Source organism: Paraburkholderia bryophila, assembly GCF_013409255.1.
In the GTDB taxonomy this organism is placed as follows: domain Bacteria; phylum Pseudomonadota; class Gammaproteobacteria; order Burkholderiales; family Burkholderiaceae; genus Paraburkholderia.
Genome location: NZ_JACCAS010000002.1, coordinates 3,409,531 through 3,421,800, shown reverse-complemented (window position 1 = coordinate 3,421,800; position 12,270 = coordinate 3,409,531). Strand labels below are relative to the sequence as shown.

General features: G+C 63.9%; 12 protein-coding genes. 3 read left to right on the top strand and 9 right to left on the bottom strand.

Annotated features, from left to right (window positions below; translation table 11 throughout):
- The first annotated feature begins 138 nt into the window (after positions 1–138).
- A complete protein-coding gene (locus GGD40_RS36130) occupies positions 139–843 on the top strand; it encodes a YceH family protein (RefSeq protein WP_179713469.1) in 705 nt (234 codons plus the stop codon).
- A gap of 80 nt (positions 844–923) precedes the next feature.
- Here the strand turns inward: GGD40_RS36130 and GGD40_RS36125 are convergent, their stop codons facing one another.
- The 9 genes from GGD40_RS36125 to GGD40_RS36085 all read right to left on the bottom strand — a co-directional run bounded on the left by GGD40_RS36125 (position 924) and on the right by GGD40_RS36085 (position 10,223).
- A complete protein-coding gene (locus tag GGD40_RS36125) occupies positions 924–1,817 on the bottom strand; it encodes a MipA/OmpV family protein (RefSeq protein WP_179746931.1) in 894 nt (297 codons plus the stop codon).
- Positions 1,814–2,707, bottom strand: coding sequence for an alpha/beta hydrolase (locus GGD40_RS36120; protein WP_179746930.1), 894 nt, complete (start codon positions 2,705–2,707; stop codon positions 1,814–1,816). Before GGD40_RS36120 ends, GGD40_RS36125 begins: the two co-directional genes overlap by 4 nt.
- A 4-nt stretch (positions 2,708–2,711) precedes the next feature.
- The gene (locus GGD40_RS36115) at positions 2,712–3,482 is read right to left on the bottom strand and encodes a DUF4118 domain-containing protein (RefSeq protein WP_179746929.1); all 771 of its coding nucleotides are present in this window, start codon (positions 3,480–3,482) and stop codon (positions 2,712–2,714) included.
- 301 nt (positions 3,483–3,783) lie between these two features.
- The gene (locus GGD40_RS36110) at positions 3,784–4,302 is read right to left on the bottom strand and encodes an SLATT domain-containing protein (RefSeq protein ID WP_179713475.1); all 519 of its coding nucleotides are present in this window, start codon (positions 4,300–4,302) and stop codon (positions 3,784–3,786) included.
- Positions 4,303–4,401: 99 nt separating this feature from the next.
- The gene (locus GGD40_RS36105; protein ID WP_179746928.1) at positions 4,402–5,703 is read right to left on the bottom strand and encodes an acyl-CoA dehydrogenase family protein; all 1,302 of its coding nucleotides are present in this window, start codon (positions 5,701–5,703) and stop codon (positions 4,402–4,404) included.
- A gap of 187 nt (positions 5,704–5,890) precedes the next feature.
- Positions 5,891–6,796 carry an ABC transporter permease gene (locus GGD40_RS36100; RefSeq protein WP_179746927.1) on the bottom strand — a complete coding sequence of 302 codons (906 nt, stop codon included), beginning with the start codon at positions 6,794–6,796 and terminating at the stop codon, positions 5,891–5,893.
- A gap of 2 nt (positions 6,797–6,798) precedes the next feature.
- Entirely contained in the window at positions 6,799–7,713 is a 915-nt protein-coding gene (locus tag GGD40_RS36095; protein ID WP_179746926.1) for an ABC transporter permease, read from the bottom strand.
- 54 nt (positions 7,714–7,767) lie between these two features.
- Positions 7,768–9,063: an ABC transporter substrate-binding protein gene (locus GGD40_RS36090; RefSeq protein WP_179713485.1), complete on the bottom strand. Its 1,296-nt coding sequence runs from the start codon at positions 9,061–9,063 to the stop codon at positions 7,768–7,770.
- 101 nt (positions 9,064–9,164) lie between these two features.
- A complete protein-coding gene (locus GGD40_RS36085) occupies positions 9,165–10,223 on the bottom strand; it encodes an ABC transporter ATP-binding protein (protein ID WP_179713487.1) in 1,059 nt (352 codons plus the stop codon).
- A gap of 316 nt (positions 10,224–10,539) precedes the next feature.
- Here GGD40_RS36085 and GGD40_RS36080 point away from each other — a divergent pair, with 316 nt between their 5' ends.
- Positions 10,540–11,505, top strand: coding sequence for a polysaccharide deacetylase family protein (locus GGD40_RS36080; RefSeq protein ID WP_179746925.1), 966 nt, complete (start codon positions 10,540–10,542; stop codon positions 11,503–11,505).
- Positions 11,502–12,269, top strand: coding sequence for a GntR family transcriptional regulator (locus GGD40_RS36075; RefSeq protein ID WP_179746924.1), 768 nt, complete (start codon positions 11,502–11,504; stop codon positions 12,267–12,269). Before GGD40_RS36080 ends, GGD40_RS36075 begins: the two co-directional genes overlap by 4 nt.
- Position 12,270 lies beyond the last annotated feature (1 nt).

Genomic DNA, 12,270 nt, shown 5'->3' with positions numbered 1-12,270 from the left:
CGCTGCGACCGGGTTTGATCCACCGCGCACCGTCTGGCCCGTTTATCATAGGGGCCGCCATCCAGAAAGCGCCGCCAGGCTGTGCAAGGCAACGCACCCCATCTACGAGACCCGGCGACTCCAGCCGCAACATCATCCATGAACACCACTCCCGACGCTGTTTCCCGTCCCTCCCTCCGCGCGTTGACCTTGCTCGAAGGGCGCGTGCTCAGCGTGCTCGTCGAAAAGCAGCACACCGTGCCGGACAGTTATCCGCTGTCGTTGAACGCGCTGACCCTGGGTTGCAATCAGAAAACCGGCCGCGCGCCGGTGATGAACGCCACCGAAGCCGAAGTGCTGACCGCCGTCGACGGTCTGAAACGGCTGAGCCTGGTGATGGAAGGCAGCAGCAGCCGCGTGCCGCGTTTCGAGCAGAACATGAACCGGGTGCTAGGCTTGCCGAGCCAGTCGGGCGCGTTGCTGACCACCTTGCTGCTGCGCGGCCCGCAGACCGCGGCCGAATTGCGCCTGAACAGCGCGCGTTTGCATGGTTTCGCGGACATCTCGTCGGTCGAGGCGTTTCTCGACGAGCTCGCGGCCAACGACCCGCCGCGCGTCGTCAAACTGGCCCGCACGCCGGGCGAGCGCGAGAACCGCTGGACGCATCTGCTGTGCGGTGAAGTCAGCGCGAGCGAACTGGCCCAGCCGGGCGATGACGACGAATCCGTGCCGTTATCCGCGTTCGAGGCGGTGAAGGCCGAGCAGAAGCGGCTCGCGGAAGAAGTGAGCCGGCTCCAGACGGTAGTGCGACGCATGGCCGCGGAGTTGGGGATCGCGGTCGACGATCTGGGCGACGACGCCTGAGCGGCGTTTCACCGATTGCGCGCTTGAGTCGGGGCCGACATCGATGCAAGCCGGCCCGCCAGGCGCGCATTCAACAACAATCAGAACTTGTAATTCACCGACGCCAGCGTATTCAACTCGAAGCGCTTTTCGGTAATCGGGCTATTTGCCGCGTTGTGTTCGAGGCGCCCGAAGGTCGCGGCGACCGAGCCGTTCCAGTGCCGCGAAAAATCGTAAGTCACCATCGCATTCATATGGATATCGCGTATGCCGGCGCTGGTGTTGTACGTGGGCAAACCCGACGCCGCGCTCTGCTGCTGCGAGACGCCGAAAAACGTCCGCGTGTACGTTCCGTTGGCCCAAGTGAAGCCCGGCCCGACCGAGAACAGCCAGCCGCCCACTGGCGCCGACGCCACCAGATCGGTGCTGATCGTCGTGCCTTGATGATGCCCGGCGATATCCTGATACAGCGCCACCGATCCGGTGAACGCCCACCACGTGTAGTCGCCGAACAGCTTCAGCTTGGGACCGCCGTCCACGTTGCCGAGGCCGTGCAGGTGCGGATCGTCCGACTCCTTGCGCGACTGGAAATCGAAACTCAGCGCCGCGCCCAGGTGATAGGCCGGCCCGCGCAGTACGTTGACGCCGAGCACGTCCGGGCCTTGCGAGAAGAAGCGGTCGTCGTAGGAAATGTCCAGCGCCGGAAACGGGATGTAGCTCAGTTGCCGCGAGCCGGGATACTTCGGCGTGACCACCAGGCCGGGGCCGACGCCAATCTTCCATTTGCTGTCGGAAGACGCGGCGGTGGCGGTGCTGGCGTCAGTGCTTGTAGCGGGCGTCGTGTCGTCCGCATGGGCGGCTTGCGCTGCCGTCAAACCCAGCAGCGCGCCGCTCAGCGCCAATGCCAGCGTCAGCGACGCACGGGCAGGCCGGCCGTGCCCGACAACGCGCTGTCCAACAAGGCTGCGTCCACCCAGCTTCACACGCGCGCTCATGCCCGCTCCTTGCCGAGTGCCGCAAGTTGCCGCAGGCGCCGCGCGAGCGCCTTCGAGACGACGGGCTGACGGCCGTCGTCGCCGCTACGAACGGCTTGGCTTTCGCGCAGAAACAGCGCGGTTTCGCGCGCGACGATTTCGCGCTCGTTGTCCGACGTAATCATGTGATACGAATCATCCAGCCAGATTGTCCGTAAAAAGGCCGCGCCGATATGGCTGGCCACGAATTGGGCGTTACGTGGGCTCGATGTCTCGTCGTCGATCGCGTGCACGATCAGGCAATCCGTCTTGATGTCGCGCACCAGTATGCGAACTTCCGACGCCAGACGGCTCGCTTCGTGCAACGCCGGCAGCGAGATCGTGGACGGCCCGACTTCACTGAAGTCGCTGCGCTGCATGGCACGCGCGATCTTCGCGCGCAGCGCCTCGTTGCGCAGGCCGAACGGCGCTGCCTCGCGATAGCGCCAGCGCTTGCGCATCGGCGTGTAGTAAGCCCAATTAAGCAGGAAACGATACCAGGGAATCGCCCAGCCGTCGTAAGAAAGCGTCAAGGACAGCAGCACGAGCGACTGCGCCTGCGGACGGCGATGCGCAAGCGCGAGGGCCAGCGCCGAGCCGATCGACAGCCCGCAGATCGACACATGCGTGAAGCGCTCGGCCAGCGCGTCGTACTCGCGCACGGCGGCGTCGATCCACGTTTCCATCGCGGTTTCTTTCGAACCGGCGCTATAGCCGGGCAGCAGCGGCGCGCAGGCGGTAAAGCCTTCCGCATTCAGATAGCGCGCGAGAAAACGCAATTCGAGCGGCGAACTCGACAGCCCGTGCAGCATCAGCACCGCGTGGTCGTCGCCGGGAAAGAACAGGCTGGTCGGCTGGGTCGGTTGATTCATTGGCTCAGGCTCCGATCCGCAAGACGAGGAAGTCGCCGGCGTGCGTGGTGAAGCGTTCGCACACACATTCGGTGAGCTTCGCCGCGCCGTCGCCGGTCTTCAGGCGCACGCGGTGCGTGCCGGCGCGCAATGCTTTGCCCAGGCGCTGAATGTCGTCGGGATCGACGTCGGCAAAGCGCGGACCCGGCGCGATCTCATTGGGCAGGCGCGGCAGCACGCTGTGCTGTTTGAGGTCGTCGGCCGGTTGCAGCGCGTCGCGTTCGAGCGCCTGAATAAAAATGAAGGTGCGGTGGTGATGCGACAGATGGCGCAACAACCGGTGCGTTTCGTCGACGGCGCGGCGCGCCAGCATCCGTTCGTTGTCGTGACGCAGCAGCATTTCATAGCGCGACTGCGCCACCGACGCGATCAACTCCGCGCGGAACTGCGAGCGCCGCAAGCGTTCGATCAGAATGATCACGAGCAGCGTGACGAGCGGATAGGAAATCAGCAGCACCACGTCTGCCTGGTTGAATGTGGTGATGGCCGCGTAGGGCGGCACGAACAGATAGTCGGCAATGCCCAGGCCGAGCACCATCACTGCCAGCGCGGGCGCCAGACCGAAAAAATACTCGACCAGCGACGCCGCGATGCAGAACGCGGTGCCCGGCAAGAACGGGCCGATCAACGGGTGAAGCAGCATGCGCACGTCGCAGGCAACGGCCAATGCAGCGGCCGCGACTAGCCAGGCGCGTGTACCCCTTGGTGCCCAGCGACGGGCGTTTTGGACATCCATGATATTTTTTTAGGGAGCGATTTCGCGCCCGATTGAGTGTGGCGTGCGCATCTAAAGCGCAGGCCGGACGATACCATAATCAGGCCAGCTTAAAGGCCGCCAAAATGTAAGGCTCCTGGTATCGGACAGTAAGGCGGCGCAGCGAATCCGGGCGGAATAGCGCGGGGATCAAACGGGTATTCCGAGCGTCACGGATTATGGGTGGCGCTAGCTTAAGTGAGGCTTAAGCCCTGGCGGGATCGAGGGGACGCGGCGACCGGGCGGGGCCGGTGTGCGCTGGCTCTTCAGGGCTTCGCGTGGCTCAGGCGTCGCGGCTGCGCAGCGGGTCGGTGGAGAGCTTGCGCTGCGTGCGATAAAACACGCGTGGCGGCACATTGGGCGAATCTTCGGCGAGCCGGTCGAGCTCTTCGCGCGTCGCGGCGAGGTAGTGACCGTCGCGCGCATCGGCGTCGCCGACGAAGATCGCTTCGAGTCGGCGGCGTACCGCGCCATAACGCGCACCGGCGGCGCGGTGCTTTTCCGCGCGCTCCGCATAGCGCAGAAAGGTTTGCAACGCCGCCGACACCGCCGCTGCGACGCTGACCAACCCTACGAAGATCCGCAACGCCGGCGAGACCGCCGCCGCGGTGAGCGACGCAAACACCGCAGTGCCGACGAACGCGGTCAACGCGGTGACCAGCCAGCCGAGCTGGCGGTCGCGCGCGGACAGCAGGTCGGCCATGTCGTAATGGCTCATCTGCGATTCGCGCGCGCGGCGGATCCACTTCAGCAGCAGTTCGGCTTCGTCGACGGGAGGCTCGTAGGCGGGCAGGTTCTTCATGACGCTCGTCAGGGCGGTTCGGTTGCGCAAGCTTAGCGCATGCGTGTGCCGACCGGTTGCCCCGTGGCGGCGTACATTCGACCGCCCTGGAGACGCCGGTCAATACGAGGCGACAGGAACAGAAGCCGCAGCCGAAGCCGAAGCCGCAACCGAAGCGCTTTGCGGCTCAAGCCCGAAGCGCTCGTTATGCGCGTTGCCGTTCAGATAGAAGTCGCCGATCGCAGCCTCGCGGACGATCGCCGGGTTATGCGAGGCGAGTACGCGCGCATTGCGCCAGTAGCGGTCGAGGCGGCGCGACTCGCTGGTGGCCGACGCGCCGCCCACTTCGAACAGCAGCGTCGCCGCTTGCAGCGTCTGTTCGATCACGATCTGCTGCGCCTGAAACGTTTGAATGTCGAGGTGGACGTAGGCCTGTTCATTGCTGCGGCCTTGCGCGCGGGCCGCCGAGACTTCGTCGATCGCGCGGGCCAGCGACGTGCTGAGGCTCTGCGTCGAATACGCGAGGCTCGCGAGCCGTCCGATCACACGCTGCACCAGCGGGTTGTCACGCGGGCTCGATTCGCCGGGAATGCCGAACGTGCGGGTTTTGGCCCGCGTGAAGGCCACCGCGTCGCGCAACGCCGCGCGGCTGATGCCCGCCAGATTCGCGATGTGCAGCGCCTGGTAATACGATGTGAGCAGGCTGTTGCTGCGCGGCTCGGACGCGCGATAGCGGCGGTACAGATTGTCGATCGCAACCGGCACCTGGTTGAAACGCGCGGTGCCGCTGCCGGTCAGGCGCTGACCGAAGCCGTCCCAGTCGTCGATGCGTTCGAGCCCCGGCGCGTCGGCTTTGACGATGACGCGCACATGGCTCTCGCCGTCGTGCGCGGTGACGTCGACCCAGTCCGCGTAAAGCGTGCCGGTGGTGTAGTACTTTTCGCCGTCGAGATGCCATGCGCCGTTAGTCTGCGTGAGACGCACGCTGTTGTCGGTCGCCGCACTGCGCTCGGAGGTCGCGCCGCCGATAATCTGGCCTTGCGCGATGCGTGTGAACCAGCGGTCGCGCAACGGCTCGTCGTCGCTTTCCAGCAGCGACTCGATAAAGCCGCCGTGTACGCGCAGGATTTGCGGCAGATTCGAATCCGCTTCGCCGAGCCGCGTGACCAACGCGAGAAACGCCGTGAACGACACGCCTTCGCCGCCGTACGCTTTCGGCACGCGCAGTTTGGTGTAGCCCGCGTCGCGCAACCAGTCGACCGGTGCATAGGCCAGCTCGCGTTGTTGTTCGCGCTGCACCGCGCCTTCGGCGATCCGCGCGAAAACCGGCGCGAAGCGGCGCGTCAGATCGTCTTCGCCGAACAGTTGCGCGGCGTCGGCGATGGAGTGTGTCGGGGTCGGTTGCGATTCGTTTGCTGCCATGGGTTCTACAAAACGGGTGCGCGTGGTGCGCAATCGGAGAACGGTACGGGAGCAAGGCGTACGCTAGCAACGAAGAAATTGGCCGATTCTTAGCACCAGAAGTGAAATGCTCGCTGGGTTCAGCGAGCGAAGCGAGTTCAACGTGTTCAGCGGGTTCGTTCAATCCGACAGGCTGCCGCCACCCGCGCTATTTCAGCGCCGCCACCGCGCGCCGGCGCGACAGCCATCGCACCGCGAATAGCGACACGCCCATCACCGTCAGCGACAACACCGTCGTCATCGTGCCCAACGCGTAAATGACGGGCGTCGTGACCGACGTGGTGAGCCCCTGCAGTTCGAGCGGCAGCGTGTTCTGATCGCCGATAGCCTGCGAGGTGCGGGCAATTTCGTCCCACGAGAGCGTGAAACCGAACATGGCGACGCCCACCACCGAAGGTCCGATGATCGGCAGCACGACATGGCGGAAACTCTGCCACGGCGTCGCGCCGAGATCGCGCGACGCTTCTTCGTAAGCGGGATTGAAGCGGTTGAACACCGCGAACATGACCAGCAGGCCGAACGGCAGCGTCCACGTCAAATGCGCGCCGAGCGCCGACGTGAACAACCCCATCGAGGTCGTATAGCTATCGGCGAAAGACTGATAGCCCCACGCGGTAGCCAGATACTTCACGCCATTGTCGAGCAGGCGGAAGGTCAGGCCGATGCCGAGCGAAACGATGATCGACGGCATGATCAAACTGGCGACCGACACATAAAACACCGCGGTATCGCCGCGAAACTTGCGCCGGAACGCGAGACCGGCCGCAACGGAAAACAGCACCGTGAGCACCGTCACCGCCGACGCGAGCCGCACCGAACGCCCGAACGCGGCCCAGATATCGATGTCGCCCACGCCGTCGCGCAACACCGCGAACCAGTGCAGCGACACGCCACGCATGGGGAACGTGAGGCCGCCTTCGGGGCCCTGAAACGACAGAATGAAAATCGTGATCACCGGTCCGTACAGGAACAGCACGAACAGGCCGAACAGCAGCGCGAGCCAATAGAAACTCGCCGGCCGCCGTTCCCGGTGTTTGACGCGAATGGCCTGCATTTTCACAGCTCCTTGCGAATATCGACGACCCGCGTCAACGCCCACACGATCATCAGCACCACGGCCAGCAGAATGATCGCGTTGGCGGCGGCCGCCGGAAACTGCAGGTAGCCGGTTTGCACCTGAATGATCTTGCCGACCGACGCGATCTGCTGGCCGCCCATCACGCCGACGGTCAGAAAGTCGCCCATCACGATCGTGATTACGAAGATCGAGCCGATCACAATGCCGGTTTTCGACAGCGGCACGACCACGTCGCGCACCACTTGCCAGCCGCTCGCGCCGGCATCGCGTGCCGCTTCGAGCAGTGAGCGGTCGATCCGCATCATCGCGTTGAAGATCGGCACGATCATGAAGAACGTGTAAAGATGCACGAACGCCAGCACCACCGAAAAGTTCGAATACAGCAGCCATTCGAGCGGCTGATCGATCACATGCGCGCCGATCAGCGCCTGATTGACGAGGCCGTTGCGGCCGAGCAGCGGCATCCACGAGATCATGCGGATCACGTTCGAAGTCCAGAACGGAATCGTGCAGACGAGGAACAGCACCGTCTGCATGCTCGTGGTGCGGACATGGAACGCGAGAAAGTAGGCGATGGCGAAACCCAGCAGCAGGGTCACCGCCCACACGATCGCGCAGAATTTGAGCGTCGACCAGTAGGTCTTGAGTGTCACGCAGACGTCGGTCATCGACGAACAGCCGTTGAAGATCGCCGCGTAGTTCTTCAGCGTGAACGCGGGGATGATCTGGTATTCGTTGAAGTCCCAGAAACTGACGATCAGCGTGATCACCAGCGGCACGATAAAAAACAGCAGGAACGTCAGTGTCAGCGGCGTCGCCTGCAGCCAGGCCGGCGCGCGCCGGTGCTTGACGGGCTCGTCCTGCGCGCGCGAGGGTAGGTCGATGGTGGCCATGGCTTGCTCAGTGAGTCCCTTAATTGACCGCTTGTCTAATAGCCTGCTGAACACTCAGGCCGCGATGAACTCGTTCCACTTCTGCACCATGTAGATGTTCTCGTCCATCACCGCGTTCCAGCAGGCAATCGCGCCCATACGCTGCGTGTACGAGCCGCCGTCGCGCACGGTGCCGGCTTTTTCGAGCAACTGGCCGTCCGGCGCCTTGATGTCCTGCGCCGCCGCTTTGCCTTCGATCCAGTAGTCCCACTCGTACGGCTGCATGTGCGTCTTCGCCGTTTCGAGCACGCCGGAGTAGTAGCCCTGACGCATCAGATAAGCGCCGGCCCAGCCGTCCTGGAACCAGTTGACGAACTCATACGCGGCGTCGAGCTTCTTGCCTTGCAGCGAACGAGGAAAACCGAAGCCCGAGGCCCACGAACGGTAGCCTTCTTTCAGTGGCTGGAATTTGCAGGCAATGCCCATGGTGCGAACCTTCGTCACGGCGGGCGACCACATCGACTGAATCACCACTTCGCCCGACGCCATCAGGTTCACGCTTTCGTTGAAGTCCTTCCAGAACGCGCGGAACTGGCCGGCGCGTTTCGCTTCGATCAGGATCTTGATGGTCTGATCGATCTCGGCCTTGGTCATGTTGCCTTTGTCGCCGTACTTGATATGACCCATTGCTTCGATCGCCATTGCCGAATCCATGATGCCGATCGCGGGAATGTTCAGCAGCGCCGCCTTGCCCTTGAATTGCGGATTGAGCAGTTCCGCCCAGCTGTCGATCGGCCGTTTGATCAGGTCGGGACGAATGCCCAGCGTGTCCGCGTTGTAGGTGGTGGGGATCAGCGTCATCCACTGGGTCGGCGTGGCGGAGAACTCGGTCGAACGCGGGCCGGTCAGGAACATTACCTTCTTCGGCGCGGTGCCCTGGTCGCCGATCTTCTTGCCGTTGATTTCACCGCGTGTGAGCACCGGCGTGATCTTGTCGGCGAGCTTGATGCGCTTCGTGTCCATGCCCGCCAGCGTGGCGGCCGGGATCAGCTTCTTCAGCGAGAAGTATTCGGTGTCGACGATATCGAACGAGTTGGGCTGCGTGATGATGCGCTTGGCGACGTCATCGGTCGTGACCGGAATGTATTGAATCTCGATGCCGGTGTCTTCCTTGAACTTCTTCGCAATGTCGGAACTCTGGTTGACCGCCGTGCCGAGATAACGCAGCGTGATCTTTTCCTGTGCATGCACGTACGGAAAACCGGCAATGCCGGCCGCCGCCACCGCGCCCTTGATGAACGTGCGGCGCGACAGGCCTTTTTCCTTGCCCTCTACGGCGGCCGCTGCCGGGCTCTCGTTCGCTTCAGTCATTGCTTTCTCCTCAGTTGACGCGGGATTGACGTTCGATTTGACGTTCTATTCACTACTGCGATGCGCAGCAGCGACACGCCACCACGCAAGCATTCAAACGCTCACGCGGCCAGCGGATGCGCATCCTGTTCATTCCACCAGACCACGACGCGCGCATCGGGACCGAGCCGCGCCGGGTCATAGTCGCCATCGCCGACGAGCGAAATCAGTTCGGGGGAGCCGTCGAGCGGATCGAGCGTCATGCGCAGATGCGTGCCCTGGTATTCGGCTTCGCGCACCGTGCAGGGCACGCCGCCGATCCGCGTCAGGCCGCTGTCGCCGCCGGCGTTCTGCACGGGCGTCACGCCATGCGGCACGATTCGCAGATGATCGGCGCGCACGGTAAACAAGTGGCCATTGCTCTTGAACACGTTATGACCACCCAGAAAGCGCGCGACGAATTCGGTGCGCGGACGGTTGAACACCTCATGCGGCGTGCCGCTCTGTTCGATCCGCCCGTGGCTCATCACGACCACGAGATCGGCCAGCGCCATGGCTTCTTCCTGCGAATGCGTGACGTGTACGAACGTGATGGCCAGTTCCTTCTGCCAGCGCTTGAGTTCCGCGCGCATCTGCACGCGCAGGAACGGGTCGAGCGCGGACAGCGGTTCGTCGAGCAGCAGACAGCCGGGCTGATTCAGCAGCGCGCGCGCCAGCGCCACACGTTGTTGCTGACCGCCCGACAACTGGGCCGGCTTGCGCTCGGCATACGCGGACATCGCGACGAGTTCGAGCAGTTCGCCGGCGCGCTTGCGGCGCTCGTCTTTCGCGATGCCGCGCATCTTCAGGCTGAACGCGACGTTGTCGAGCGCGCTCAGGTGCGGAAACAGCGCGTAGTTCTGGAACACCATCGCGGTGCCGCGTGCCGCGGGCTCGGCGCGGGTGACGTTGCGGCCCGCGATCAGAATGTCACCTTCGGTGACCGATTCATGCCCGGCGATCATGCGCAAGGTCGAGGTCTTGCCGCATCCCGAGGGCCCAAGCAGACAGCAATACTGGCCGCCGGCAATGCGCAGGTCGATGGCGTCGACGGCCAGCGCGTCGCCGTACTGCTTCGACACGTGGACCAGTTCGATATCGGCGGCGTGGGTGTCGAGCACCTTTGAAACAGGCTGAATCATGAAGGGCAAGTCCTCGTGAACGGCGAAACGCGGCACGCATGCGAGAAACCGCACGGCCTGGGCGAAGCGACGTAAATGCAAGACATGTGCCATCCATTGCGCTACGGCATGCATCGATTGCCGACACGCCGGTCCGCTTAACGTCGGCGAGTTGGCGCATATATTGCAAACGATCCGCAGCGTCGATCGTTAGCGATCCGAGTCATCCGGTTTGCGCGATCACGGTGCGTCTTCGATCCGTCGCGGGGCATGAACCGGCCAAACCGATTCATCCGCAACGGTACCGGCCGCGTTTCGCCACCCACGCTTTCTTTCCATGAACGACACACGCAATTTGCCCTTAGCAGAGAACCGCGCGCGTCAACGGCTTGCCACGCACGGCCGTTTTTCGTACCGGCCGATCACAGACCGCGACGCGTTCCGTTGGCCGGGCGGCAGCGGGCTGGCGGTGTATCTGGGCTTCAACATCGAGCACTTTGCCTTTGGCGAAGGCCTCGGCGCGGCGCTCGGTCCGTTGTCGCCGCAACCGGATGTGCTGAACCATAGCTGGCGCGAATACGGCAACCGGGTGGGCGCGTGGCGCTGCATCGAACTGTTCGATCAACTGGCCATGCCGGCCGGCACGCTGATCAATACCGCGCTCTACGATCACTGCCCGGAATTGATCGCGGCGTGCGTGGCGCGCGGCGACGAACTGATCGGCCACGGCCACACCAACGCGCACCGGCAGAGCGAACTCGACGAAACCGGCGAGCGCGAGTTGCTGTTGCATTGCCGCGAGCGGATCGTCGACGAATCCGGCACGCCGCCGCACGGCTGGCTCTCGCCGTGGATATCGGAGTCGCCTCTGACGCCGGACCTGCTCGCCGAAACCGGCTACCGCTATACGCTGAACTGGTGCCACGACGACCGTCCGGTGCGGATGGCCACGCGCGGCGCGCCGCTCTGGTCGATCCCGTATCCGCAGGAACTCAACGATCTGCCGATGATGGTCGGCCGCCTGATGGACGGCCGCGCGTTCGCCGACATGATCGTCGACCAGTTCGACGAAATGCTCGACCAGGCCAACCGTGGCGCAGAGCCGCAGGCGTTGGTGATGGGCATCGCGCTGCATCCTTATCTGGTCGGGCAGCCGTATCGCTTGCGGCATTTGCGGCGCGCGCTCGAACATATCGCCGCGGCACGCGCCCGAGGCGACGTGTGGGTCACCACGCCGGGCGCGATCGCGGATCACATGGACCAACTGGAACGGGACGGCGTGTTGCGGCCGGCCGAGGCATGAGCACGAACGCCAGCGCGGCCACCGCTAAAAGAACGCCGAAGGGCACCACCAGGGGAACGCCGAAAGAAGACGCCGACGTCGACGCGCGCCTCTATCAATCGATCTTCGACGGCGTGCTGAATCATCGCCTGACGCCCGGCACGAAATTGCCGGAGCCCGAGCTCTGCCAGTTGTTCGGCGTCGGCCGCGCGGTGGTGCGCCGCGTGCTGGAAAAGCTCGCCTACGATGGCATCGTGGTACTGCGCCCGAACAAAGGCGCGGTGATCGCGGAGCCGACTCCGGAGGAAACCCGCGAGATTTTCGAAGCGCGGCGCTCGGTCGAACGGATGCTGGTGGAACTGGCCGTGCAGCGCGCGAGCGCGCATGACATCGAGACCTTGCGTCAACAGCTCGCGAGCGAGCACGCGGCGATGCATCGTTTCGATCAACCGTCATGGGCGACGCTCGCGAGCGGCTTCCATATGCGCATCGCGGCGCTGGCGGGCAATTCGATCCTGCAGAACTACCTGAAGGAACTGGTCTCGCGCTGTTCGCTGATTGTCGGCGTCTACGAGACGCCGGGCAACGCGCCGTGCGAGCACGCGGAACACGCGGCGATCGTCGATTGTCTGGAAGCGCGCGATGCCGCGGGCGCAATGGCGCTAATGGAAGCGCACTTACGGCATATCGAGGAACGCATCGAAATCACGCGAATGCGGGGTGAAAAAAGTCTGGGCCAATTGCTCGGCCTCGTCGGGCACGCTGTTCCGATTCAAGGGCGCTGAG

Coding starts and splice junctions, on each gene's coding strand:
- GGD40_RS36120 (WP_179746930.1), bottom strand. CDS start 2,707: ATGAATCAACCGACCCAGCCGACCAGCCTGTTCTTTCCCGGCGACGAC.
- GGD40_RS36090 (WP_179713485.1), bottom strand. CDS start 9,063: ATGACTGAAGCGAACGAGAGCCCGGCAGCGGCCGCCGTAGAGGGCAAG.
- GGD40_RS36130 (WP_179713469.1), top strand. CDS start 139: ATGAACACCACTCCCGACGCTGTTTCCCGTCCCTCCCTCCGCGCGTTG.
- GGD40_RS36115 (WP_179746929.1), bottom strand. CDS start 3,482: ATGGATGTCCAAAACGCCCGTCGCTGGGCACCAAGGGGTACACGCGCC.
- GGD40_RS36075 (WP_179746924.1), top strand. CDS start 11,502: ATGAGCACGAACGCCAGCGCGGCCACCGCTAAAAGAACGCCGAAGGGC.
- GGD40_RS36110 (WP_179713475.1), bottom strand. CDS start 4,302: ATGAAGAACCTGCCCGCCTACGAGCCTCCCGTCGACGAAGCCGAACTG.
- GGD40_RS36095 (WP_179746926.1), bottom strand. CDS start 7,713: ATGGCCACCATCGACCTACCCTCGCGCGCGCAGGACGAGCCCGTCAAG.
- GGD40_RS36105 (WP_179746928.1), bottom strand. CDS start 5,703: ATGGCAGCAAACGAATCGCAACCGACCCCGACACACTCCATCGCCGAC.
- GGD40_RS36125 (WP_179746931.1), bottom strand. CDS start 1,817: ATGAGCGCGCGTGTGAAGCTGGGTGGACGCAGCCTTGTTGGACAGCGC.
- GGD40_RS36080 (WP_179746925.1), top strand. CDS start 10,540: ATGAACGACACACGCAATTTGCCCTTAGCAGAGAACCGCGCGCGTCAA.
- GGD40_RS36100 (WP_179746927.1), bottom strand. CDS start 6,796: ATGCAGGCCATTCGCGTCAAACACCGGGAACGGCGGCCGGCGAGTTTC.
- GGD40_RS36085 (WP_179713487.1), bottom strand. CDS start 10,223: ATGATTCAGCCTGTTTCAAAGGTGCTCGACACCCACGCCGCCGATATC.